Raw genomic sequence first — 23,652 nt, forward strand, 5'->3', positions numbered from 1 at the left:
CTCCGGCTGCACGGGTCCGCCGCTATCGCGGTCGGGCAACACACAGCCGGAGCTTTCCCATGCTATCCCCAGGTTTTCGCTTTCTCGTGGTGGGCCTTCTCGCCCTCCTGATGTTTATCCCGCAGTTCTTCGCGGGCTCCATCGTGCAGGACCGCGCGCGCTACGCCGATCAGGTTGCCCGCGAGATCGGACAGGAATGGGGGGGCCCGCAGCAACTCTCCGGCCCCTTCCTTATCGTGCCGGTCGAGGCGACGGAGTACCGGACGGTCTATCGCGACGTGCCCGTTCCCGCCGCCGAAGCCGATGATCCGAACGCTGAAAGCGCCGGCGACGCGCCCACGCGCCGCGAACGCTATCGGGAGGCGCATGTCGTCCGCCGCGAGCCGGTCGTCCTCCTGCCCGAGAGTTTCGACGCGCTGATCGAGACGGAGTCCGACATCCGCAAGCGCAGCATCTTCGAGGTGCCAGTCTACTCCGCCGAGGTGGGCCTGACGACCGGGTTCGACCCGGCCCGTGCCGCTACGGCGCTGGCGGAGGGCGAGCGGCTCGTGTGGGACGAGGCGGTGATCCGGCTGCGCCTGTCGGCCAACGCGGCCCTGCGCGGTGACACCACGCTCGCCGGCCCCGACGGCCCACTCGACCTCAGGCCCTACGCGAGCGACCACTGGGGCGGCATCGAGGCCGACGTCGGTGCGCTGTCCGACCCGACCACCTTCACCGCCCGTTTCATGCTGAACGGGTCTCAGCGCATCGACGTCGTGCCCGTCGGCCGGACGAGCGATGTTCGCATGGCGGGCGACTGGCCCGACCCGGCCTTTCGCGGAGCTTTCCTGCCCGACAGCCATGACGTCACCGAGACCGGCTATGCTGCCACCTGGTCCGTCCCCCACCTCGCCCGTGCCCTGCCGCAGGTCAGCCGCGGCAGCGACCTGCCGAACGGGACGCAGGCCTTCGGCACGGGCTTCGTCCAGGTCAACGACTTCTACCAGAAGGCGTGGCGCGCGGGGCGCTATGGCATCCTCTTCATCGCCCTGACCTTCCTGACGGTTCTCCTGCTCGACCGGAAGGACCGGCCCACCCATCCGGTGCAATACCTGCTCATCGGCCTCGCGCAGTCGACCTTCGTGCTTCTCATGGTGGCCTACGCGGAGCAGTTCGGCTTCACCGCCGCCTACGTCGGCTCGGCCGCCGCGACGATCGCGCTCCTGACGCTCTTCGGTGCCACGGGCCTGCGGATGGGGCGGCGCACGCCGGTTCTCGCCGCGTTGCTGACCGTGCTCTACGCGGTGCTCTACATGATCCTTCGGTCGACCGATCTCGCGCTTCTCGCCGGGGCCACACTCGCCTTCGGGGCGCTCGCACTGACCATCGTGCTCACCCGCAACGAGGAGTGGTACGGCGCGTCGGGCCCGGGGCAGGGGCCGTTCCGCCGGACGCGCCCGGATCAGGCGAAGGCAGCCTCGAGCGCGATCTCGACCATGTCCCCGAAGGAGGTCTGACGCTCCGCGGCGGGCAGCTCCTCGCCCGTCTGCAGGTAGTCGCTCACCGTCAGCACCGCCAGGGCCCGGCACCCGTGCCGGGCCGCCAGGTTGTAGAGTTCCGCCGCCTCCATCTCGACGGCGAGGATGCCGTGCCGCGTCATCATCTCGTTCAGGTCGGGCCGCTCGTCGTAAAAGACATCCGACGAATAGATCCCGCCCACGTGCACATCACTGCCCTTCGATTGCGCGGCATCGTACGCCGCGCGCAACAGGCCGAAATCGGCGCAGGGCGCGAAATTCACCTCCCGGAAGACACCGGCGGACGGTGTCGAGATGCTGCTCGCCGTCTGCGCCAGGATAACGTCGCGCATCTTCACATGGGCCTGCATCGCGCCGGTGGAGCCGATGCGGATCAGCGTCTTGGCCCCGTATTGCGTGATGAGTTCGTTGGCATAGATCGACAGGCTCGGCATCCCCATGCCCGACCCGTGGATCGTTACGCGATGGCCCCGCCAGGTGCCGGTGAAACCGAGCATTCCACGAACGTCATTCACCAGTTTCGGATTTTCCAGATACGTCTCCGCCGCCCATTTGGCGCGCAGCGGATCGCCCGGCATCAGGATGGTTTCGGCAATCTCGCCGGGTTCGGCGCAGATATGGGCGGTCATTTTTGATCTCCGGGCAAAGAAAAAGGGGCGCAAGGCCCCTTCTGAGATCAATATCGCGCCAAGTCTAGATCGCCAGATCTTCGGCCGATTTTCCCGAGGCGATCGCATCCTTGAACCACTGCGGCTGCCGCCCGCGGCCCGACCAGGTCAGGCCCGGGTTTTCGGGATGCACGTATTTCGGCGCGTTCGTCGAAGCCTTGCCGCGCTTTCCGCCGGCGAAGTCGGCAAGGGAGTAACCCAGCTCCTTGGCCATGGCTTCCAGTTTCGACTGGGCCTCGGCCTTCTGACGCTCGTCGTAGTTCTTCAGGGCCGCGGCAACCTTCTTCTGAAGATCCTGCAACTCTTCCTTGCTCATCTTGTCGAGATTCATAGCGCGCTCCAATGATACATTGAAGCGCCCCTAATCCGCCAATTCGAAAATTGCAAGGAATTCCTATTCCGCGGCAATTTCCGTCGGATCGGCCAGGGTGACGATATCACCCATGATCCGGTTCAATTCGAAGTCCTTCGGCGTATAGACCGCCGCCACGCCGAAACTGCGCAGACGCTCCGCATCCTCGTCGGGAATGATTCCGCCGACGATCACCGGAACGTCGCCGAGGCCCGCGGCGCGCATCCGCTCCATCAGATCCTCGACGAGCGGCAGATGGCTGCCCGACAGAATAGATAGGCCGACGACATGCGCGCCCTCGTCCAGCGCGGCGGCGACGATCGCCTCGGGGGTCAGGCGAATGCCCTCGTAGCGGATCGCCATGCCGCAATCGCGGGCGCGCACCGCGATCTGCTCGGCCCCGTTCGAATGCCCGTCGAGCCCGGGCTTGCCCATCAGGAAGGTCAGTCGCCGCCCGAGCCGGGTGGAGACCGCATCGACCGCCGCGCGCAGGTCATCGAGACCCTCCGTCTGGTTCGAAGGCGATGCGGAAACCCCTGTGGGACCGCGATATTCTCCGTGAACCGTGCGCATCACTCCGGACCATTCCCCCGTCGTCACGCCGGCTTTCGCCGCCGCGATCGAGGGAGGCATGATGTTCGCTCCCTCGCGCGCGGCGGTCGCCAGCGCGTCGAGCGCCGCCTGCACGGCATCGGCGTCGCGGGCGTCGCGCCACGCGTCGAGGCGCGCGATCTGATCGGCCTCGACCGCCGGGTCGACGACCATGATCCCGCCGTCCTCGCCCACGAGCGGCGAAGGTTCGCCCTCGGTCCAGGCGTTCACGCCGACGACCGTGGTCTCGCCCCGCTCGATCCCGCCGAGGCGCGCCGCGTTCGATTCCACGAGGCGCGATTTCATGTATTCGATCGACGCCACCGCGCCGCCCATTCCGTCGAGAATGGCCAATTCCTCCCGCGCGCCCTCTTTCAGCGCTGCGACCTTCCGTTCGACCACGGGCGACCCGTCGAAGAGGTCACCGTACTCCAGAAGGTCGGTCTCGTAGGCGAGAACCTGCTGCATCCGGAGTGACCATTGCTGATCCCACGGGCGGGGCAGGCCGAGGGCCTCGTTCCAGGCGGGCAATTGCACGGCGCGGGCGCGGGCATTCTTCGAAAGCGTCACGGCCAGCATTTCCAGAAGGATGCGATAGACGTTGTTCTCGGGTTGCTGTTCGGTCAGCCCCAGCGAATTGACCTGCACGCCATAGCGGAAGCGACGGAACTTCGCGTCTTCCACACCATAACGCTCGCGGCAGATCTCGTCCCACAATTCCACGAAGGCCCGCATCTTGCACATCTCGGTGACGAAGCGGATCCCGGCATTCACGAAGAACGAGATCCGGCCGACGAGCCGCGGGAAGTCTTCGGCCGGAACCTTGCCGCGCAATTCATCGAGCACCGCCGTCGCCGTGGCAAGCGCGAAGGCCAGTTCCTGCTCCGGCGTCGCGCCGGCCTCCTGCAGGTGGTAGGAACAGACGTTCATCGGATTCCATTTGGGAATGGCCGAATAGCAGTATTCGGCGACGTCCGAGATCAGTTTCATCGAGGGTTTCGGCGGCAGAACGTAAGTGCCCCGCGACAGGTATTCCTTAACGATGTCGTTCTGCACCGTGCCCTGCAATGCGCTCACGTCCGCGCCCTGCTCTTCGGCCACGGCGACGTAGAGCGCAAGCAGCCAGGGGGCCGTCGCGTTGATCGTCATCGAGGTGTTCATCTGCTCGAGGGGGATGTCGGCAAAGAGCGTGCGCATATCGCCCAGGTGGCTCACCGGCACGCCGACCTTGCCGACCTCGCCCCGCGCCAGCACATGGTCGCTATCGTAGCCCGTCTGCGTCGGCAGGTCGAAGGCGACCGACAGGCCGGTCTGCCCCTTGGCGAGATTCGCGCGATAGAGCGCATTCGACTTTTCGGCGGTCGAGTGCCCCGCGTAGGTGCGGAAGAGCCAGGGGCGGTCTTTCTGCGTCATGGCAAAGTCCTCGGTAATATTGTTTCTGTGAATACGCTGTTTGGGTCAGATTGCACAAGTCATTTTTGCCGCACCGCGGCGCGACGCTGTGCCTGTCTCCGCCATGCGGCGTGTTTTGTACAAAATGCGCAATCGGCGGTTCGGGAATGTCACAAAACGCGCAACTCTGATCTAGATGGGGCTGTTATGGACAAACAGCGCGCTCTGGGTTTCGCGGCGTGACCGCAACCGTCGAACTCCCCCTCTGGGCGCTCGTCCTGCTCGTCGCCTTCGCGGCCGTGACCTTCGCGTCGCACTTCCTCTTTCCCTCCGTCCGCTGGTTCTTCCGCAAACGGGCCGAGCGGCTGGTTGCGCGGCTCAACACGCGTCTGAAGCGGCCGATCCAGCCATTCAAGCTGGCCCGGCGGACCGACACTATCAACCGCCTGACCCATGACCCCGAGGTGGCGCAGGCCGTTCTCGACCATGCCCGCGATCAGGACATTCCCGAGGCCGTCGCCTACGAGACCGCGCGCCGCTACGCTCGCGAGATCGTACCGGGCTTTTCCGCATTGCTCTACTTCGGGATCGCCACGCGGCTGGCGCGCTGGCTCTCCCGCTCGCTCTACCGGGTGCGCGTGACCGGCGAGGCCGAGGCGCTCGACGGGATCGACCCGAAGGCCACCGTCGTCTACGTCCTCAACCACCGCTCGAACATGGACTACGTCCTCGTCACATGGCTCGCCGCGCGACAGACGGCGCTGGCCTATGCCGTGGGGGAGTGGGCGCGAAGGTGGCCCCTCGGCGCGCTGATCCGGGCGATGGGTGGCTACTTCGTGCGCCGTAAGGATTTGAATCCGCTGTATAGAACCGTCCTCGCCCGCTATGTGCGGCTGGCGACCGCGAATGGCGTAACGCAAGCGGTCTTCCCCGAGGGTCGACTGTCGCGGGACGGGGCATTGCAGCCGCCGAAGCTCGGCATCCTGAGCTACATCCTGACCGATCTCGACCCGGCGCAGGACGTGGTCTTCGTGCCCGTCGCGCTCAACTACGAGCGGGTGCTCGAGGACCGGGTGCTCATCGCCGCGACCCTCGATCCCTCGCGCGGCGTCGGGCTGCGGTGGTGGACGGTGCTGCGGTATATCTGGCGGCATGTGCAACTTCGGCTGACGGGGCGCTTCGCCCGCTTCGGCTACGCGGCCGTCAGCTTCGGGCGACCGATTTCGCTGCAGCGGTTCCTTTGGCAGGGGCGCAGCGATGCGGCGGCCGAACTGGGCACGGCCCTGATGGAGCGAATCGAGGCGGCGCTTCCGGTGTTGCCGACGGCGCTCGTCTGCGAGGCGTTGCTGGAGGGTGCGCGGGATGTCGCCACCGTCGCGGCCCATCTCGAAGCGCGTGCCGCCGAGTGGCGCGCGTCCGGCCACCCCGTCCACAAGGCGCGCCGCAGTGCCGAGGACATCGCCCTCGCAGCCCTGCGCACGCTCGAAATCCGCAAGGCGCTGACACTTCGCGGCAACGAGATCACACAGGCGGAGGACTGGGTTCCGGTTATCGAATACTACGCGCGAAGCCTTCCCGCCCCAGTTGCAAAGACATAAAATTTCAAGAACTATCTTTTGGGGGTTGGAAAGTTACTTTTGCCCTGTTACCTCCGTTGCAGCGCAGCACGGACGTTCCGCGCCGCAGCATCAACGCCGGAGGACAACATATGGCACTCGACACCCGCCCCGCGCCGCTGACCTACGACGCAGCCGTGAAAGACCTTTACGAAATGGGCGAGATGCCCCCGATGGGGCATGTGCCGAAGCAGATGTACGCCTGGGCCATCCGCCGCGAGCGCCACGGCGAGCCGGACACGGCGATGCAGCAGGAAATCGTCGACGTGCCGACGCTCGACAGCCACGAGGTGCTGGTGCTCGTGATGGCAGCGGGTGTGAACTACAACGGTGTCTGGGCCTCGCTCGGCACGCCGATCTCCCCCTTCGACGGCCACCAGGCCCCCTACCACATCGCGGGCTCCGACGCCTCGGGCATCGTCTGGGCGGTGGGTGACAAGGTGAAGCGCTGGAAGGTGGGCGACGAGGTCGTCATCCACTGCAACCAGGACGACGGCGATGACGAGCATTGCAACGGCGGCGACCCGATGTATTCGCCCAGCCAGCGGATCTGGGGCTACGAAACGCCCGACGGCTCCTTCGCGCAGTTCACCAACGTGCAGGCCCAGCAGCTGATGCCGCGCCCGAAGCACCTGACCTGGGAAGAGAGCGCCTGCTACACGCTGACGCTCGCCACGGCCTACCGGATGCTCTTCGGGCATGAGCCGCACGACCTGAAGCCCGGTCAGAACGTGCTCGTCTGGGGTGCGTCCGGCGGCCTCGGCTCCTACGCGATCCAGCTCATCAACACGGCGGGTGCCAACGCGATCGGCGTCATCTCGGACGAAAGCAAGCGCGACTTCGTCATGGGCCTCGGTGCGAAGGGCGTCATCAACCGCAACGACTTCAACTGCTGGGGTCAGCTGCCCACGGTGAACACGCCCGAATATGCCGAGTGGTTCAAGGAAGCCCGCAAGTTCGGCAAGGCCATCTGGGACATCACCGGCAAGGGCGTGAACGTCGACATGGTGTTCGAGCACCCGGGCGAGGCGACGTTCCCCGTCTCCACCTTCGTCTGCAAGAAGGGCGGCATGGTCGTCATCTGCGCGGGCACGACGGGCTACAACCTGACGTTCGACGTTCGCTACATGTGGATGCACCAGAAGCGCCTGCAGGGGTCGCACTTCGCGCACCTCAAGCAAGCGGCTGCCGCAAACCACCTGATGGTGGAGCGCCGGCTCGATCCCTGCATGTCGGAGTGCTTCGACTGGGCCGACCTGCCCGATGCGCACATGAAGATGCGTCGCAACGAGCACAAGCCCGGCAACATGTCGGTCCTCGTGCAGGCCCCGAAGACCGGGCTGCGCACGCTCGAGGATGTGCTCGAGGCCGGACGCACCGCCTGACGCGACCCTGATTCGGTTCCCTCGCGGCCCCGCCTCACGGCGGGGCCGTCTTGCGTTGGCGGGCCGGATGCCCGGAATCAACGGCTTGCAAACCCGCCCCTCCCCGGATCCGGGGAGGGTAAAACGGGGAATATCGGGCACGGCGCGCAGCTTTCTAAGGTGGCGTTAAGGGGGCGTTAACCAATCAAAAAGGACAAATCCAATGTCGAAGGACTGGATCATCGATGTGTTGGGGGACCTTCGCGGGTTCGCGCAGGCCAACGCGATGCCGACCCTGGCGGAGACGCTGGACGAGGCGATTGCCGTGGCCGCCGCGGAGATCGGGCAGGCCCCCGTGGGGCAGACGGGGCAGGATGGCACGGAAGCTGGACGACATACTGGAGCGGCTGGGGCAGGCCGCGGATCCGAGCCAGCTGGAAGCGGGGATCTTCGCGCTGCGCGAGGCCTATGACGTCGAGCACCTCGTCTACCATTCGGTCAAGTCGAGCGGGGATCAATGGGCCGCGCTGACCTATCCGGCCGACTGGGTCGAGGTCTACACGGCCGAGCGGTTCCAGACCGTCGACCCCGTCGTCCTCTCCTGTTTTCGCGGCTTCCGGCCGCTCGACTGGAAAAGCCTTGACTGGTCGGGCCGGGCCGCGCGCACCGTCCTCGGCGAGGGCATCGCGCACGGCCTCGGCAATCAGGGCGTCAGCCTTCCGATCCGTGGTCCATCGGGGCAGTTCGCGCTCTTCACCGTCAACCACGCCGCGCGCGATGACAGCTGGGCGCGGTTCACTGCGTCCTGTCTGAACGACCTTGTCCTCGCCGCGCATTACGTTAACGAACGCGCGCTGGCGCTCGACGCGGGCGAGACCCCGCGCCACGGTGCGCTCTCGCCACGCGAGGCGGATGCGCTCACGCTTCTTGCCGCCGGGCGATCGCGCGCGCAGGCTGCGGATGCGCTCAAGATCAGCGAGCATACCCTGCGCGTCTACATCGAGGGCGCGCGCCACAAGCTCGGCGCGCTCAATACGACCCATGCCGTCGCCAATGCCCTCGCCAACGGCCTGATCGGCCTGTAGCGCCGCGCGCGCCGCCGTTGCGCCGAAAAGCTTCGGCCGTGCGGTGATCTTCCGTTAACCGTTCCCGCTCAGCCCCGGTCCCGTACACCACGGGAAGGGCAGACATGATCCGGTATCTCTACGGCACGGACCTTGCAGACCACGGCGATCTGGCAGCGCAGATGTTTCGCGACCGCGCGGCGCAATTCCGCGACCGGATGGGATGGGACGTCCATGTCGACGCGCTCGGGTGGGAGACGGATCAATACGACGGCTGCGACCCGCTCTACGTCATCGCCGAGGATGCGGCGGGGCGGCACGCGGGCTCGATGCGCTTCCTGCCGACCACGGGGCCGCACATGCTGGCCGAAGTCTTCCCGCATCTGATGCCACAGCCCGTCATGGCTGCCGACACCTGGGAGTGTACGCGCTTCTGCCTCTCTCCCGGGGCCGACGCCGCGGTCGCGCGCCGGCTTCTGCTCGCCGCATCGGAACTGGGGCTCGGGCTCGGGCTGCGGGCCTGCCTCGGGGTGTTCGACCGGCCGATGGTGCGCGTCTACCGCCGCCTCGGCTGGAGCCCGGAGGTGCTGGGCAGCGCCGACGGGATCAGCGCCGGGCGCTGGACCTTCGACGTCGCGCGGCACGACGCGCTCTGTGCCGCCGCCTGCGTCAGCGCCCGTCAGTCGCGGCACTGGTGGGACGTGACCTTCGGCGATCTGCTGCCCGCGCCCCTTCCTGTCCGCGCCTGAAGGTCTAGAAGGGGGTATGGACACCCCCGCGCCCGCCCCGCAACTCTCCCCCGATCAGGCCGAGGCCTGGGACCGGATCTCCGATGTCCTCTCCGACAGCGGCATCGCGCTCGACGATGGCTGGGCCGCGGAGCGGGAGGATGACGACAGCCGCGTGCTCGCCGTCACGGGCAAGGCGGGGTCGGGCAAGACGCTTCTGCTGGCGGAGCTGGTGAAGGCGCTGCGCGAGGCGGGGCTCGACATCGTCTCGGGCGACTACGAGCGCAAGAAGAAGGACCGCCGGTCGCTCGCGGTCCTTGCGCCGACGAACAAGGCGGCGAGCGTGCTGCGCACACGCGGCGTGCCGGCGACGACAATCCACCGCATTCTCTATACCCCCGTCTACGACCCCGAATATGAGCGGATCGCCGAATGGCTCGCCGGCGATGCCGACCGCCCGGAGACGGACGCGCTCCCCGACGAGATGCTCGACCGGGCGAAGCGGGTCTACGACGAGACGGGTTCGGTTCCGGGCGCACTGGCTGCCGCGGGGCTGCGGGGTTCAGATTTCATCACCGGCTGGAAGCGGCGGGAGAGCCCGCTCGACGTGGGGTTCGTCGACGAATCCTCCATGCTCGACGACAAGCAGTTCGAGGATCTGAAGGAGATCTTCCCGACCCTCGTGCTCTTCGGTGACCCGGCGCAGCTGGCCCCGGTGAACCAATCGGGCCGCATGGTCTTCGACCGCTTCTCGGGCGACGACCACCTGCACCTCGACCGCATCCATCGACAGGAGGCCGACAGCCCCATCCTCGACCTCGCCCATGCGCTTGGGGACGACAAGGTGGGCTTCTACGAGTTCGAGCAGATGGTCGAGGCCGCCGCCGCGCGGGATGACCGCGTCGTCGTCGCGGCCCGCGTCGACAGCGACCTGATGGCGCGCTCGCCCGTCCTCGTCTGGCGCAACGCGACGCGCATCCGGCTCATCCGCGCCTTCCGGCAGGCGCATGGGGCCGACGATACGATGATGCTGCCCGGCGAGCCGCTGATCTGCGACGGGCTGGAACTGCCGCTCAAGCACCGCAAGCGCCGCATCGACCTGGAGGCGCGCGGGCTCATCAAGGGCGCGCAGGTCGTCTACCTCGGGCCGGGGCGCAAGCCGGGGTTCTCGAAGCTGCATGTCGTCGGCGCGCCCGAGCCGGAAATCTCGGTGTCCTCCATCGTCAAGATCGAGCATCCGGACGAGGAGGAGCCATTCCTGCCCTTCGCCGCGCGCATGGGGGCCGCGTTTCTCCACGGGGCAGCCGTGACGACCCACAAGGCGCAGGGGTCGCAATGGGAGAACGTGCAGGTCTTCGCCCCCGACCTCTATGCCGCCAGCCGCGCGGGCCGGGTGGAGGCGGGGCAGCAGCTCTGGAAACGGCTGGCCTACGTGGCGATCACGCGGGCGGTGAACCGGGTGATCTGGGTGAAACGCTATGCGCTCGCCATGCCGAAGGCCCCGCTCGACACGTCGGATTTGCGGGCCGAGCCCGCCCCCCTGACCCTCGAAGCGCAGGAGAACGACGGATGAAGACGATCCTCATCACGGGGGCGTCCTCGGGTATCGGGGCGGCCACGGCGCGGCTCTTTCTGGAGGCGGGCTGGACGGTCGGCCTGATGGCGCGGCGGACCGACGCGCTGGAGAGCGTCGCCGCGGGTCACGCCAATGCCCATATCCTGCCGGGCGACGTGAGCCGCCCCGCCGATGCCGAGGCCGTCACCCGCCAATTCACCGAGGCCGCCGGACGACTCGACGTGCTCTTCAACAACGCGGGCATCTTCGTCCCCGCCGCCGACATCGATCGTACCGAGGTGGCCGACTGGGATCGGGCCGTGGCGGTGAACCTCACGGGCATGTTCCTGATGGCCCGTGCCGCCTTCGCCGTGATGCGCACGCAGGGCGGCGGGCGGATCGTCAACAACGGCTCGATCAGCGCCCATGTCCCGCGCCCCGGAGCCGTGACCTATACCGTCACCAAACATGCGATCACGGGGCTGACGCGGCAGTTGGCGCTCGACGGGCGCCCGCTCGGGATCGACTGTGGCCAGATCGACATCGGCAATGCGCAGACACCGCTCCTCGAAGAGCTCGACGCGCGACAGCGGGCCGAGGGGGCCGCGCCCGTCCCGATGATGGCGGTGGAAGACGCGGCGCGATCGGTGCTGCACATGGCGACGCTGCCGCTGGGGACGAACGTGCTGACGATGACGGTGATGGCGAGCGCGATGCCCTACGTCGGTCGCGGCTGAGGTCAGGTCTTGAAGACGCGGAAGACGGCCGACGCCCCCCAGCCTGCGGCGATCGCGATGAAGAGCGACAGGAGGCCGTAGATCAGCGGCTGCTCGTGCGCCAGGGTGTAGATCCACCGCTCGAGCCCCACCTTCTGGACGTAGATGGAGGTGCCGTAGCTGTCCACGACCTCCCCGTCGCGGGTCAGGAAGATGCGGGTGTTGTAGTTGCCCTCGGTCAGGTCGGCGGGCAGGGCGATCTCGGTCGAGAAGAGCGTCGCATCGCGCACCTGGACCGATTCCTCCGATGTGCCGTAGGTGCCGGTCGCCGTGTTCACGCGAATGAGCGCGTCCAGGAAATCGGGGTCATCGTCCGACATCTGCGCCATGCCCGGCGCAACGAGGGCGCGGGGCGTGGTGATGGCCCATTCCTCGTCCTCTTCGGGCCGGAGCGCCTGGACGAGCGGGACGGAGGAGGAGACGGCATAGAAGCTCGGCACGCCGAGCGCCTCGACCGAATCCGAGTTGACCCAGATGCCGAGCTTGCGCTCCTTCCGCCGGATCGTGACGTCCTCGCGCGGCCCGGCGACGGTGACGATGATGGCGAGTTGCTGACCGATGGGCTGCGGCTCGTCGCGCTTGATCGCCCCGAAGATCAGGATCTCGGAGCCGTCGAAGTTCGTGGAGATGGAGATGCGGTCCTGGCTCAGATCGGCCACGATCTCCTCGGCCCGCGCGGGCAGGGCGAGGAGCAGGAGCGCGAGGGCGAGGCGGATCATCCGTGGCCCCCCGTGCCGATCGAGTAGAGCTCCGCCGGTTCGAGCAGAAGATCGAGCGCGAGCTTGCCGCAGACGGCGAGCACCATGAGCGCCAGCAGGATGCGCAGCTGCTCGGCCTTCATGCGCACGCCGATGCGCGTGCCGATCTGCGCGCCCACGACCCCGCCCACGAGGAGGAGGACGGCGAGCACCATGTCGACGGTGTAGTTCGTCGTCGCGTGCAGCATCGTGGCGAAGGCGGTGACGAAGATGATCTGGAAGAGCGAGGTGCCGACGACGACCTTGGTCGGCATCCCGAGGAGGTAGATCATCGCGGGCACCATGATGAACCCGCCGCCCACGCCCATGATCGCGGCGAGGATGCCGACGAAGAACCCCACGAGGAAGGGCGGGATGACCGAGATATAGAGGCCCGACGTCCGGAACTTCATCTTGAGCGGCAGCGCGTGGATCCAGCCACGCTGCCGCCGCACGGTGCGGGGCGCGGGGCCGGCGCTGCGGGATTTGCGGATCGCGTTCAGGCTCTCGATGAACATCAGGCCGCCGATGATGCCGAGGAAGAGCACGTAGCAGAGCCGCACCAGCAGATCGACTTGCCCAAGCTCCCGCAGGAGCGCGAAGACCTGCACGCCGAGGGCCGCTCCTAAGAGACCCCCGACAAGCAGGACGAAGCCCATTCGGAGATCGACAGTCTTTCGCTTGAAATGGGCCAGCACGCCCGAAAAGGAGGAGGCGACGATCTGGTTCGCCTCGGTCGCGACGGCAACCGCCGGCGGAATGCCGATCATGAAGAGTAGCGGCGTCATCAGGAAGCCGCCGCCGACGCCGAACATGCCCGACAGGATGCCGACGAGACCGCCCAGACCCAGAAGAAGGAACGCGTTAACCGAAACCTCGGCAATGGGAAGGTAGATCTGCAAGGCGGCACCTCGGGGTGGATGCCCTTCCTTGTCGGGAATGAGACCCGGAGTGTCAAACCCCGCACACCCGGGAAATCGCTCACATTCGATTTCAGCGGGTTTCTGGCCTTAGATCGAAGCGCCGGCTGGACCTAAGGTCAGGCCAGGAAGCGGGTCAGCACCTTTTCGAGCTTCGCGGCCCCGAGCGGGGCCATGGCCTTGGTGTGATCGTGGCTGATCGCCTCGTCCGAGAGGCCCGCGGCCATGTTGGTGATCGTCGAGATGGCGGCGGCCTTCAGCCCGAGGAAGCGCGCGAGGATCACCTCGGGCACGGTCGACATGCCGACGGCATCGGCCCCGAGCGTCCGGATCGCGCGGATCTCGGCCGGCGTCTCGAAGGAAGGGCCGGAGTACCAGGCATAGACGCCCTCGTGCATCCCGACGTCCTCCGCCTCGGCCGCATCGCGCAGGGATTGTCTCAGGCCCGGATCGTGGGCGTCGCCCATGGGGACGAACCGCCGGTCCGTCGGCTCGCCGATGAGGGGGTTTAGGCCCGAGAAGTTGATATGATCCGAGAGCAGCATGAGCGAGCCCGTCGGCATGTCGGGCCGCAGGCTGCCGGCGGCGTTGGTGGCGATCAGTCCTTCTGCCCCGAGGTCGGCCAGCACTTCGAGCGGCAGGCGCATCGCGTCGGCCTTGCCGCTCTCGTAGTAGTGCGAGCGGCCGCCGAAGACGGCAACACGGGTGCCGCCGAGCTGACCCACGACGAGCTTCGGGTTGTGCCCCGAGACGCCCGCATGGGGAAAGCCGGGCAGATCGGCATAGTCGATGGCAACGCCCTCGACGCGGTCCGCCAGATGCCCGAGCCCCGAGCCGAGGATCAGGCCCAGCCTCGGAGCCTCCGCACCCGCCTGGTCGCGGATACGGGCGGCGAGGTCAGCGCTCTTTGACATAGGGCTCGCCTCCGGCGCGGGGCGGGATGGCCTTGCCGACGAACCCGGCCAGGATCACCACCGTCAGGATATAGGGCAGCGCCTGCATGAATTGCGTCGGGATCGGGATGCCGAAGAGGTCGAGCGACTGGAACCGGTTGCCGAGCGCCTCCAGGAGGCCGAAGAGCAGTGTCGCCCCGAGCGCGTACCACGGCCGCCACTTGGCGAAAATGAGCGCGGCGAGGGCGATGAAGCCCCGGCCCGCCGACATCTCCTTCACGAAGCCGGCCGAGAGCGCCGTGGCGAGATAGGCCCCCGCGATCCCGCAGAGGACGCCGCAGATCATCACCGCCGCATAGCGCAGGCCGACGACGCTGACGCCCGCGGTGTCGACGGCGGCCGGGTTCTCGCCCACGGCGCGCAGGCGCAGGCCGAAGCGGGTCCGGAACAGCACCCACCACGACAGGGGCACGAGGAGAAGCGCCACGTAGACGAGTATCGAATGCCCCGAGAGGAGGTTGGCGTAGATCGGGCCGACGATCGGCACATCCCGCGCGGCATTGGCGAAGGGCAGCGTGATCTCCTGGAAGCGGGCACCGCCGCTCAGTTGCGGCGTGCGGCCGCCGAGCGCGAACCAGGCCTCCCCGATCACGACCGTCAGGCCGGAGGCGAGAAAGTTGATCGCGACCCCCGAGATCAGCTGATTGCCCCGGAAGGTGATCGAGGCGACCCCGTGGATGAGCGCAAGCAGCAGCGAGGCGAGGATGCCCGCCATTAGGCCGAGCCAGACGTCGCCCGTGAAGCTGGCCACGGCCGCCGACATGAAGGCCGAGGCCAGCATCTTGCCCTCGAGCCCGATGTCGAAGATGCCCGCGCGCTCGCTGAAGAGCCCGGCGAGGCAGGCGAGCAGCAGCGGCGTCGCGAGGCGCAGGGAACTGTCGAGGATCTGGAGGATGCCGAGGAAGTCCATGTCAGCTCCTGTCGGTGGCGAGGCGGAAGGCGAAGAGGGCGAAGAAGACCCCGAGGGCACCTTCGATCCAGCGGCGGGAGCGCGTGTAGATCGCCCGCACATGGGCCGTCGAAAGCAGGAGCGCCCAGGCCGCATGGGTGCAGAAGGAGAGTGCGAAACAGCTACCCACGAAGAGCGCTGCGACCCAGAGCGGGGCCCCGGCGGTGGGCGAAAGCGCGGCAATCGCGAGCCAGAAGACGATGGACTTCGGGTTCGTGACCTGCATCGCGTAGCCCATCAGCAGAAGTCGCACCGCACCGCGTGGCGCGGTCTCCGCCGTCGCGAGGGCGGGCGGGTGGATCGCCTTACGCAGCGCGCCGAAGGCAAGCCAGGCGAGATAGGCGGCCCCGGCCAGCTTGAGCGTGGTCATCGCCCAGGCAGCCTGCGACAACAGGAGGCCCACACCCGCCATCGTCAGCAGGTTGTTGGTCGTCGCCCCGGCCGCGATCCCGAGGCATGCGATCAGCGCCGCGCGCCGGCCCTGTCCGAAGGAAAGGCCCATGAGCATGGCGACCGCCGGCCCCGGCGAGGCCCCGCCGACCAGCAGGAGGCCATAGGCGGCCACGAAGGCTGGAAGATAGGGCAGGAGGTCACTCATGGCTCCACCTTCTTCTCTTCCTCGTGCCCGCCGCCGGTCAGGGGCGTCGTCGGCACGGGCGGCACCGGCTGGCGCGTGCGGGCCACGAAGACCGCTTCGAGCGGCCCGCGTACCATGTTGTCGAGCGCGCCGGTGAAGAGGATGACCAGCGCCTGGATCACGAGGATCATCTCGCGCGTCATGCCGTTCATCTCGAACGTCAGCTCCGCGCCGCCCTGGTAGAGCGCGCCGAAGAGGAGCGCGGCGATGAAGACGCCGACGGGGTGGGAGCGCCCCATGAGGGCCACGGCGATGCCCACGAAGCCCGCCCCCTGCACCGGGTCGAGGACGAGGCGCTCGGCCTCGCCCATGACGGCGTTGACGGCCATCAGCCCGCAAAGCCCGCCCGAGATAAGCATGGCGATCATGGTGATGCGCACGGGCGAGATGCCGGCATAGATCGCGCCCGGCTCCGACTTGCCGAAGGAGCGGATCTCGTAGCCGAGTTTCGTGCGCCAGATCAGGAAGTAGACGCAGACGCAGGCGGCGATGGCGACGAAGAAGCTGATGTTGAGGGGGGTCGAGCGGCTGAAGCCGAGGAAGGACATCACGTCGTAGGCGTTTGGCAGCCGCGCCCCCTCGACGAAGCGCGCCGTCTCGGGCGAAGCACTACCGGGCACCTTCAGGACGTTGGCCAGAAGGTAGACCATGAGCGCCGAGGCGATGAAGTTGAACATGATCGTCGTGATGACGATGTGACTGCCGCGCTTGGCCTGCAGATAGGCGGGGATCGCCGCCCAGGCCGCCCCGAAGAGCATCCCTCCGATCACCGCCGCGGGCAGGGCGAGCGACCAGTGCGGCCAGTTCAGAGACAGCGCCGCGAGCGCCACGCCGAGGCCCCCGAGCGCCGCCTGCCCCTCGCCGCCGATGTTGAAGAGCCGGGCGTGGAAGGCCACGGCGACGCCGAGCCCCGTGAAGATGAAGTTCGTCGCGTAGAAGAGCGTATAGCCCCAGCCATAGGACGACCCGACCGACCCGTTCACGAGGATCGTGAGCGCCTCGATCGGGTTCTTGCCGATGAGCAGCACCACGAGCCCCGACACGAGAAGGGCGAGGAACAGATTGATGAAGGGAATGAGGACAATGTCGACCCAGCGTGGCAGCGTATCGTTCATGCCGCGTCCTCCCCGGTCATGCCTGCCATCAGGAGGCCAAGTTCGTTCGCGTTCGTCTCCGCCGGCAGGCGTTCGCCCATGATGCGGCCGTCGAACATGACGGCGATGCGGTCCGAGAGCGCCATGATCTCGTCTAGCTCGACCGAGACGAGCAGGATCGCCTTGCCCTGGTCGCGGAGCGCGATGACTTGCTGGTGGATGAACTCGATCGCGCCGATGTCGACGCCGCGCGTCGGCTGACCGATCAGGAGGAGGTCTGGGTTACGCTCGATCTCGCGGGCGAGGACGATCTTCTGCTGGTTGCCGCCCGAGAAGTTCTTCGCGGCCAGCATCGGATCGGGCGGGCGCACGTCGAAGCGTTCCATCTTGCCCTCACAATCGGCGCGCATGGCCCCGTGATCCATCAGAAGGCCCGGCGCGAAGCGGGCATCGTCCTGATAGCCGAAGGCCACGTTCTCCCAAGCGGCGAAATCCATGATGAGGCCCTCGCGCTGCCGGTCCTCGGGCACGTGGGCGATGCCGCGGGCCCGGCGCGTGCGGGCGTCCGACGCGGTGCCCGTCAGGTCGATCTCCTGCCCGTTGATGCGGATCGTGCCGGTGCCGCGCGCATAGCCGCCAAGCACCTCCAGGAGCTCCGACTGGCCGTTGCCCGCGACGCCCGCGATGCCCAGCACCTCGCCCGCGCGGATCTGCAGGTCGATGCCGCGCAGCCGCTCGACTCCCTGGCCGTCGACGACGCGCAGGTTCTCCACTTCGAGGATCACATCGCCCGGCGCGGCGGGGGTCTTGTCGACACGCAGGAGAACTTTGCGGCCGACCATCAGTTCGGCCAGCTGCTCGGGCGAGGTGTCGGCGGTCCGGACCGTCGCCGTCATCTCGCCGCGGCGCATCACGCTCACCGTGTCGGTGATCTCCATGATCTCGCGCAGCTTGTGGGTGATGAGGATGATCGTCTTCCCCTCGTCGCGCAGGCCCTGGAGGATGCGGAAGAGGTGGTCGGCCTCGGCCGGGGTCAGCACCCCGGTCGGCTCGTCGAGGATCAGGATGTCGGCCTCGCGGTAGAGCGCCTTCAGGATTTCCACGCGCTGCTGCTGGCCGACGCCCAGGTCCTCGATGATCGCGTCCGGGTCGACGTCCATCTCGTAGTCGTCGGCGAGCTTCTTCAGAAGCGTCCGCGCCTTTGCGAGCGAGGGCTTCAGGAGCGCGCCGTCCTCGGCCCCGAGGATGATGTTTTCGAGCACCGAGAAATTCTCGACCAGCTTGAAGTGCTGGAAGACCATGCCGATGCCCGCGTCGATGGCGGCCTGGCTGTCGGTGATCTCGGTCTTTTGCCCGCCGATGAAGACCTCGCCCGCATCGGCTTTGTAGAAGCCGTACAGGATTGACATGAGCGTCGACTTGCCCGCCCCGTTCTCGCCGATTATGCCGTGGATCGAGCCGCGCTTCACCTGGATCGAGATGTCCTTGTTGGCCTGCACGGGGCCGAACGCCTTGGAGATGCCGCGCAATTCGATGGCAAGGTCGGACGCACTCATGTCACTCGGTCTCCACGAAGCCCGCCACGCGGGTCAGCCCATCGTCGTCCGCCGTGCCCACGAAGAGGATCTGCGCGAATGGCGTGCCGTCGCGGTCGATCCGGGCGCGGGCAAGAGCGGTGCCGTGGGTCACCTGCGGGGCTCCCAGCGGCAGAAGGATCGCGTCGGGCAGGTTGGCCCGGAACACGTCGAGGTATTCCGCCATCCCGTCGCGCCCGGCAAAGGGGGCGGGGGCGTGCGGATCCTCATAGGTGAACGAGGCCGCGAGGGCCTCGTCCAGTATCGTCTCGCGGGCCCCGGCATCGGCCTCGTTCCAGGCCGTGAGGAGCTTCAGGAGCAAATCTCCCGCGCCGGGGGCCGTCGCCGTCATCAGTACGCGGGGCAGCTGCTGTCGGAGGTGAAGTCGTGGACCTCGATCTCGCCGGCGATGATCTGGGCCTTGGCTTCTTCCACGGCAGCGACCATCTCCTCGGAGACGAGCTCGGCGTTGTTCTCGTCCATCGCGAAGCCTACGCCCTCGTTGTCGAGGCCCATGACCGTGATGCCGGTCTCCAGCTCACCGGCCGCGGCGGCGGAGAAGGCGTCGTAGACGGCATTGTCCACGCGCTTGACCATGGAGGTCAGAACCTCGCCCGGGTGCAGGTAGTTCTGGTTGCTGTCGACGCCGATCGACAGGATGTCCGCGTCGGCGGCGGCCTGCAGAACACCGATCCCGGTGCCGCCGGCGGCCGCGAAGACCACGTCGGACCCCTGGGAGATCTGCGAGCGGGTCAGCTCCGCACCCTTCACCGGGTCGTTCCAGGCCGAGGGCGTCGTGCCCGTCATGTTGACGATGACCTCGGCGTCCGGGTTCACGGCCTTCGCGCCCTGGGCGTAGCCGCAGGCGAACTTCGAGATGAGCGGCACGTCCATGCCGCCGATGAAGGAGACAGTGCCCGTCTCGGAGGCCATCGCGGCCATCATCCCGACGAGGTAGGAGCCCTCGTGCTCGGAGAAGACGACCGACTTCACGTTCGGCTGTTCGACGACCATGTCGACGATGACGAAATCGGTGTCGGGATAGTCGGGCGCGACAACGTCGAGGGTGGAGCCGTTGGCGAAGCCAAGGACGACGACGGGGTTCGCGCCGCGCTCGGCCATGCGGCGCATGGTCTGCTCGCGCTGCGCCTCGTTGGCGAGCTCGGTCTCGGCGTATTCGCCGCCCGTCTCCTCGACCCAGCGCTGGGCCCCGTTGTAGGCGCTCTCGTTGAAGGATTTGTCGAACTTGCCGCCCAAGTCGATGATGAGGCCCGGCGTGGCGTCCTGCGCGGCCGCCATCCCCGCGGTCAGCGCGAGGGTCGCGACAGCGCCCATGAGGGTCTTGTTGAGGGTCATGTTTTTCTCCCGTCGAAGGGCGCGTTTGACCGGCACCCGGTCCCCGCGCCGCGATTGATGCAGGCGATAAGGCCGCAGGGGGCGCGGAAGGTCAACCTGAGTCGGTGGGATTGACCCGAGGTCGGAGATGCTTGCGCAGGATCAGGGCATCGACGCCCTCGTAGTAGCCGCGTCGCAGACCGGCCTCCCGCCACCCCGCCCCGGCATAGAGCGCCCTGGCGGCCGCATTGTCGGCCGAGACCTCGAGGAAGGCGGTCGCGGCATCGCGCTTGCGGGCACCGCTCTCGAAGGCGGCCAGAAGGGTCCGGGCTGTGCCGCGACGACGGGCGGCGGGGGCGACCACGAGCGTGAGAAGCTCCGCCTCGCCGGCCGCCACGCGCCCGAGGAGGAAGCCGTCGCGCGCCGTCTCCAGGATCGCGGCGGGATCGGCGGCCATGGTCCGCAGTGACGCGGCGGACCAGCGCGCGGCCCCGTCGAAGGCCGTCGCATGAAGCGCCGCCATCTCGTCGGGGGTCAAGGCAGGATCCGGGGTGGCGGATCCGACGCGGTGGCGGCATCGGCCGGGCGCAGGTAGATGGGCGCGGGCCGCGGCCCATCGGTGCCGAGGCGTTCCACGGCGATCCGCGCAATCGCCGAGGCGGGGGCGAAGGCGGCCGGCACGTGCCGCGCGCCGAGTTGCGCCGCGAGCGCCTGCGAGTCGTGGCCGACGAGCGTATCGCCCGGCCGGAGCTGGTCTCCGAGCGCCGTACGTTCGATCATCTCCGCCGCGCCCTCGGGTCCGGCCGTGCCGTAGCGCTGCAGGTAGAGGCGGTCGCGCGGCGCGGTCAGCAGCGCCAGCACGGGGCGCGGCGCATCGAGCGCGAGCGCATCGAAGAGCGACACGCCGATCGCCGGCACGCCAAGTCCGAGCGCGAGCCCCCGCGCGGCGGCGACGGAGATGCGGGTGCCGGTGAAGTTGCCCGGCCCCGTGCCGACGCCGATCGCGTGGAGGTCGGCCGGGGCCAGCCCTGCCTCATCCAGCGTTTCGAGGATCGTCGGCATCAGCCGCTCGGCCTGCCCCTTGGCGAGATCGAGGTGGTGGGCGGCGACCACGTCGCCGTCCCGAAAGACGGCTGTCCCAAGCCAGGGGCCGGATGTGTCGAAGCCGAGGATGCGGGGGGCGTCGGTCATCTGCCGGTACCCCGGCGCGCGACAGAAAAGCGGCCGCGCAAGGCGCGGCCGACATCTCGAAGCCTAGGGTGCCGGACGTCAGACACCGACGGGCCGCACCTCGAGCACCTCGGGGATGTAATGGCGCAGCAGGTTCTCGATACCCATCTTCAGCGTCATCGTGGACGAGGGGCAGCCGGCACAGGCCCCCTTCATCTGCAGGTAGACGACGCCGCGTTCGAAACCGTGGAAGGTGATGTCGCCGCCATCCTGCGCGACGGCGGGGCGCACGCGCGTGTCCAGAAGCTCGGTGATCTGGCCGACGATCGCGCTGTCCTCCTCGGCGTGGTTCGCGCTGTGCGCCGCCTCGGTCGCGCCTTCCATGACCGGCTCGCCGGACTGGTAGTGTTCCATGATCGCGCCCAGGATCGCGGGCTTGATGTGATCCCAGTCGGTGCCCTCGTCCTTCGTCACGGTGACGAAGTCGTTGCCGAAGAAGACGCCCGTCGTGCCGCCCACGGCGAAGATGCGCTTGGCGAGTGGCGAGGTTTCCCCGGCATCGGCGGTCGGGAAATCGGCGGTCCCGGTCTCGAGCACGGTCTGGCCCGGCAGGAACTTCAGCGTGGCGGGGTTCGGCGTGGTTTCGGTCTGGATGAACATGGGTCGCACCTCCGGTGTCAGACCCTCTATGTGAGGGGTCGGGGCGGAGGTGTCAATAACTTGGAACCGTTCTAAATCACCGGTGACACCGGATGAGGACCGTTGCGCGCGTCAGGACGGGCGGTACCCCGTCGGACAGCGTGAGCTTCCGGCCGAGCGGGGGGCGGGGGCTGACCCCGGCATCGCGCAGGAACCGCAGAAGGGCGTTGTGGCGCGTCGCCACGTTCATGTTCTGCGGAATGCTGCCCGAGCGGGACTGGATGAATTCGTCACTCACCCGCGCGACGACGACACCGACGACCCGACCCTTCGCGTCAAGCAGCGGCCCGCCGCTGTTGCCGGGCTGGACCGGAGCGGACAGCATGAGCCTCTCGTCTTCTCCGTAGAGGCCGCGAAGCGCGCTGACGTTGCCGCGCGTCACCGTCATCCCTTGGTCCAGCAGTGCGCGGTAGGGAAAGCCGATGGCCGTGACCCCGGCACCCAACCGGACCGGAATGTCGCCCGCGATTTCGATCCAGTCGGGGGATCGAGCACCGCTGCCCAGGACGGCGAGGTCCAGCCCGGTGTCGCTGGCGATCGGCGTGAGCGGCGTGCCGTCCTCGAGCGTCAGGCGGGAGCAACCCGCGACGACATGCGCAGCCGTGACGACGTCACCTGGACCGATGTAGAAGCCGGTGCCAGAGGATACGATGCGTGGCTCCGACGTGGTGGTGACGCGCGGCGCTTCCGGCTCGGGCGGGTCACGGGCGATCAGGGACGCGAAGAAGCCGTAGGACGGCAGGACGAGATCCCTCTGCGATCCGTTCGAGAGGGACGCGACCACGACGCGCGCCCGCGCGGCCTGCCGCGGTTCCCACTGCACGACGACCGTCTCGAAGACGTGGCCCCGGCCCGTCGTGCGCAGGTAGACGTCCTGTCCTGAATCGATGCGCCCCCGGGAGATGAAGGCCTCGGCGGTCTCCGTGCGGTAGAACGGCTCAGGTCCGACGTGTTCGTCGCGCAGCCAGTCGTGCATCGCACCGGACCCCGGCCCGCCGCGGAAGACGTATCGGATCACGAGGCTCCGGTCGGGCTCGTGCCATTCTAGGAAATCCTCGCCCTCGTCGAAGACAAGCCGTTTCGACGGCAGGATGATCGCTGTCGCCTCGTCGGGCGTGAAGGCGCGCCAGCCGGCGGTCTCGAAGTCGGCGATGAAGGGCCCGAGGGTTTCGAGCGCGTCCCCCGCCGTCGCGTTTCCGCCTCTCGCGGGTGCGAGGGCCCGGGCGCTGTAGTCGCCCCAGACGCCGTCGATCCTGCCGACGTAGGTTCCGTCGAAGGCCATGGCCGCCTGCAGGAAGCGCACGTCCTCACGTGTCAGCAGGGCGGGATCGAAGGACTGCGAGACGTCGGCGCGCGCCGGAAGGCCAATAACCAGGAAAGCGAAAGCGACCAGAACACGAAACATGGACCCAGCCTACGCGTCGAAACCGCAGAGGCGAGCAAAACCTGCTGAAAAGGTTACCAACCCGCCCTTGCACGGATCAGGCGATGCCTTCGAGCTGCTCCTTCGAGAGGTCGCCCGGCACGATCGTGACCGGGACCGGCAGCGTTCCCGCGGAGCGCGTCAGCTGCGTCACGAGCGGGCCCGGCCCCTTGCCTTCGGAACTGGCACCGAGGACGAGCACGCCGATCTCCGCGTCCTCGCTGATCTGGGCCAGGATCTCGCTCACCGGCTCCCCCTCGCGGATGACGAGATGCGGCTCCAGCCCGTGCTTGTCGCGCATCCATTTCGCGAAGACCTCGAAATGCGCGACGATACGCTCCCGTGCCTCCTCCCGCATGATGTCGCCGACGCCGATCCAGTGGTTGAACTCCTCCGGCGGGATCACCGAAAGCACCTCGACGCCGCCGCCCGTGTGTTCCGCCCGAAGGGAGGCGAAGCGCATGGCGTTCAGGCACTCGCGGCTGTCGTCCAGGATGACAAGGAACTTGCGCATGGGATCCCCGGGGGTGATTTC

General features: G+C 67.8%; 24 protein-coding genes. 7 read left to right on the forward strand and 17 right to left on the reverse strand.

Features of this window, described 5'->3' with window-relative positions; translation table 11 throughout:
* Positions 1-59 precede the first annotated feature (59 nt).
* A complete protein-coding gene (creD, locus tag HSX43_RS01190) occupies positions 60-1,499 on the forward strand; it encodes a cell envelope integrity protein CreD (RefSeq protein ID WP_179378254.1) in 1,440 nt (479 codons plus the stop codon).
* On the opposite strand, the gene deoD is transcribed toward creD, so the two are convergent.
* From deoD to HSX43_RS01205, 3 genes are all read right to left on the reverse strand, one after another.
* Positions 1,445-2,149 carry a purine-nucleoside phosphorylase gene (gene deoD, locus HSX43_RS01195; RefSeq protein WP_179378255.1) on the reverse strand — a complete coding sequence of 235 codons (705 nt, stop codon included), beginning with the start codon at positions 2,147-2,149 and terminating at the stop codon, positions 1,445-1,447. The two genes, creD and deoD, sit on opposite strands and share 55 nt — an antisense overlap.
* Before the next feature lie 64 nt (positions 2,150-2,213).
* Positions 2,214-2,519 carry an H-NS histone family protein gene (locus tag HSX43_RS01200; RefSeq protein ID WP_179378256.1) on the reverse strand — a complete coding sequence of 102 codons (306 nt, stop codon included), beginning with the start codon at positions 2,517-2,519 and terminating at the stop codon, positions 2,214-2,216.
* A 63-nt stretch (positions 2,520-2,582) separates the two neighbouring features.
* Positions 2,583-4,544, reverse strand: a complete 1,962-nt coding sequence (locus HSX43_RS01205) for a protein meaA (protein WP_179378257.1) — start codon at positions 4,542-4,544, stop codon at positions 2,583-2,585.
* Positions 4,545-4,762: 218 nt separating this feature from the next.
* Here HSX43_RS01205 and HSX43_RS01210 point away from each other — a divergent pair, with 218 nt between their 5' ends.
* The 6 genes from HSX43_RS01210 (at position 4,763) to HSX43_RS01235 (ending at position 11,587) form a co-directional block, all read left to right on the forward strand.
* Entirely contained in the window at positions 4,763-6,121 is a 1,359-nt protein-coding gene (locus HSX43_RS01210) for a 1-acyl-sn-glycerol-3-phosphate acyltransferase (protein WP_179378258.1), read from the forward strand.
* Between the two features lie 110 nt (positions 6,122-6,231).
* Positions 6,232-7,524: a crotonyl-CoA carboxylase/reductase gene (ccrA, locus tag HSX43_RS01215; protein ID WP_179378259.1), complete on the forward strand. Its 1,293-nt coding sequence runs from the start codon at positions 6,232-6,234 to the stop codon at positions 7,522-7,524.
* 353 nt (positions 7,525-7,877) lie between these two features.
* Entirely contained in the window at positions 7,878-8,588 is a 711-nt protein-coding gene (locus HSX43_RS01220; protein WP_179378260.1) for a helix-turn-helix transcriptional regulator, read from the forward strand.
* A gap of 104 nt (positions 8,589-8,692) precedes the next feature.
* Entirely contained in the window at positions 8,693-9,316 is a 624-nt protein-coding gene (locus HSX43_RS01225; RefSeq protein ID WP_179378261.1) for an acyl-homoserine-lactone synthase, read from the forward strand.
* A 16-nt stretch (positions 9,317-9,332) separates the two neighbouring features.
* The gene (locus HSX43_RS01230; protein WP_179378262.1) at positions 9,333-10,868 is read left to right on the forward strand and encodes an ATP-dependent DNA helicase; all 1,536 of its coding nucleotides are present in this window, start codon (positions 9,333-9,335) and stop codon (positions 10,866-10,868) included.
* Positions 10,865-11,587 carry an SDR family oxidoreductase gene (locus HSX43_RS01235; protein WP_179378263.1) on the forward strand — a complete coding sequence of 241 codons (723 nt, stop codon included), beginning with the start codon at positions 10,865-10,867 and terminating at the stop codon, positions 11,585-11,587. Before HSX43_RS01230 ends, HSX43_RS01235 begins: the two co-directional genes overlap by 4 nt.
* A 2-nt stretch (positions 11,588-11,589) precedes the next feature.
* Here the strand turns inward: HSX43_RS01235 and HSX43_RS01240 are convergent, their stop codons facing one another.
* The 14 genes from HSX43_RS01240 to HSX43_RS01305 form a co-directional block, all read right to left on the reverse strand.
* Complete coding sequence (locus HSX43_RS01240) at positions 11,590-12,345, reverse strand: TIGR02186 family protein (protein WP_179378264.1); 756 nt, start codon at positions 12,343-12,345, stop codon at positions 11,590-11,592.
* Positions 12,342-13,265: a sulfite exporter TauE/SafE family protein gene (locus HSX43_RS01245; RefSeq protein ID WP_179378265.1), complete on the reverse strand. Its 924-nt coding sequence runs from the start codon at positions 13,263-13,265 to the stop codon at positions 12,342-12,344. Before HSX43_RS01245 ends, HSX43_RS01240 begins: the two co-directional genes overlap by 4 nt.
* Positions 13,266-13,402: 137 nt before the next feature.
* On the reverse strand, positions 13,403-14,197 hold the full coding sequence (locus HSX43_RS01250) for a purine-nucleoside phosphorylase (RefSeq protein ID WP_179378266.1): 795 nt from the start codon (positions 14,195-14,197) through the stop codon (positions 13,403-13,405).
* Positions 14,181-15,146 (reverse strand): ABC transporter permease, encoded by a 966-nt coding sequence (locus HSX43_RS01255; RefSeq protein ID WP_179378267.1) that lies wholly within the window; start codon positions 15,144-15,146, stop codon positions 14,181-14,183. Before HSX43_RS01255 ends, HSX43_RS01250 begins: the two co-directional genes overlap by 17 nt.
* A gap of 1 nt (position 15,147) precedes the next feature.
* Positions 15,148-15,783 carry a LysE family translocator gene (locus HSX43_RS01260; RefSeq protein ID WP_179378268.1) on the reverse strand — a complete coding sequence of 212 codons (636 nt, stop codon included), beginning with the start codon at positions 15,781-15,783 and terminating at the stop codon, positions 15,148-15,150.
* Positions 15,780-16,937 carry an ABC transporter permease gene (locus HSX43_RS01265; RefSeq protein WP_179378269.1) on the reverse strand — a complete coding sequence of 386 codons (1,158 nt, stop codon included), beginning with the start codon at positions 16,935-16,937 and terminating at the stop codon, positions 15,780-15,782. Before HSX43_RS01265 ends, HSX43_RS01260 begins: the two co-directional genes overlap by 4 nt.
* A complete protein-coding gene (locus HSX43_RS01270; RefSeq protein ID WP_179378270.1) occupies positions 16,934-18,472 on the reverse strand; it encodes an ABC transporter ATP-binding protein in 1,539 nt (512 codons plus the stop codon). The genes HSX43_RS01265 and HSX43_RS01270 overlap by 4 nt, the downstream gene beginning before the upstream one ends.
* 1 nt (position 18,473) lies before the next feature.
* Entirely contained in the window at positions 18,474-18,842 is a 369-nt protein-coding gene (locus HSX43_RS01275; protein WP_179378271.1) for a hypothetical protein, read from the reverse strand.
* Positions 18,842-19,846: a BMP family lipoprotein gene (locus tag HSX43_RS01280; RefSeq protein WP_179378272.1), complete on the reverse strand. Its 1,005-nt coding sequence runs from the start codon at positions 19,844-19,846 to the stop codon at positions 18,842-18,844. The genes HSX43_RS01275 and HSX43_RS01280 overlap by 1 nt, the downstream gene beginning before the upstream one ends.
* A 91-nt stretch (positions 19,847-19,937) precedes the next feature.
* Positions 19,938-20,363, reverse strand: a complete 426-nt coding sequence (locus HSX43_RS01285; RefSeq protein ID WP_235962440.1) for a GNAT family N-acetyltransferase — start codon at positions 20,361-20,363, stop codon at positions 19,938-19,940.
* On the reverse strand, positions 20,360-21,016 hold the full coding sequence (tsaB, locus tag HSX43_RS01290) for a tRNA (adenosine(37)-N6)-threonylcarbamoyltransferase complex dimerization subunit type 1 TsaB (protein ID WP_179378273.1): 657 nt from the start codon (positions 21,014-21,016) through the stop codon (positions 20,360-20,362). The genes HSX43_RS01285 and tsaB overlap by 4 nt, the downstream gene beginning before the upstream one ends.
* Positions 21,017-21,094: 78 nt before the next feature.
* Positions 21,095-21,655 carry a NifU family protein gene (locus HSX43_RS01295; RefSeq protein ID WP_179378274.1) on the reverse strand — a complete coding sequence of 187 codons (561 nt, stop codon included), beginning with the start codon at positions 21,653-21,655 and terminating at the stop codon, positions 21,095-21,097.
* 76 nt (positions 21,656-21,731) lie between these two features.
* A complete protein-coding gene (locus tag HSX43_RS01300) occupies positions 21,732-23,099 on the reverse strand; it encodes a S1 family peptidase (RefSeq protein WP_179378275.1) in 1,368 nt (455 codons plus the stop codon).
* Positions 23,100-23,175: 76 nt separating this feature from the next.
* Positions 23,176-23,631, reverse strand: a complete 456-nt coding sequence (locus HSX43_RS01305) for a universal stress protein (protein ID WP_179378276.1) — start codon at positions 23,629-23,631, stop codon at positions 23,176-23,178.
* Between the last annotated feature and the right edge of the window lie 21 nt (positions 23,632-23,652).

The organism is Jannaschia marina (genome assembly GCF_013404595.1).
GTDB lineage: Bacteria > Pseudomonadota > Alphaproteobacteria > Rhodobacterales > Rhodobacteraceae > Jannaschia > Jannaschia marina.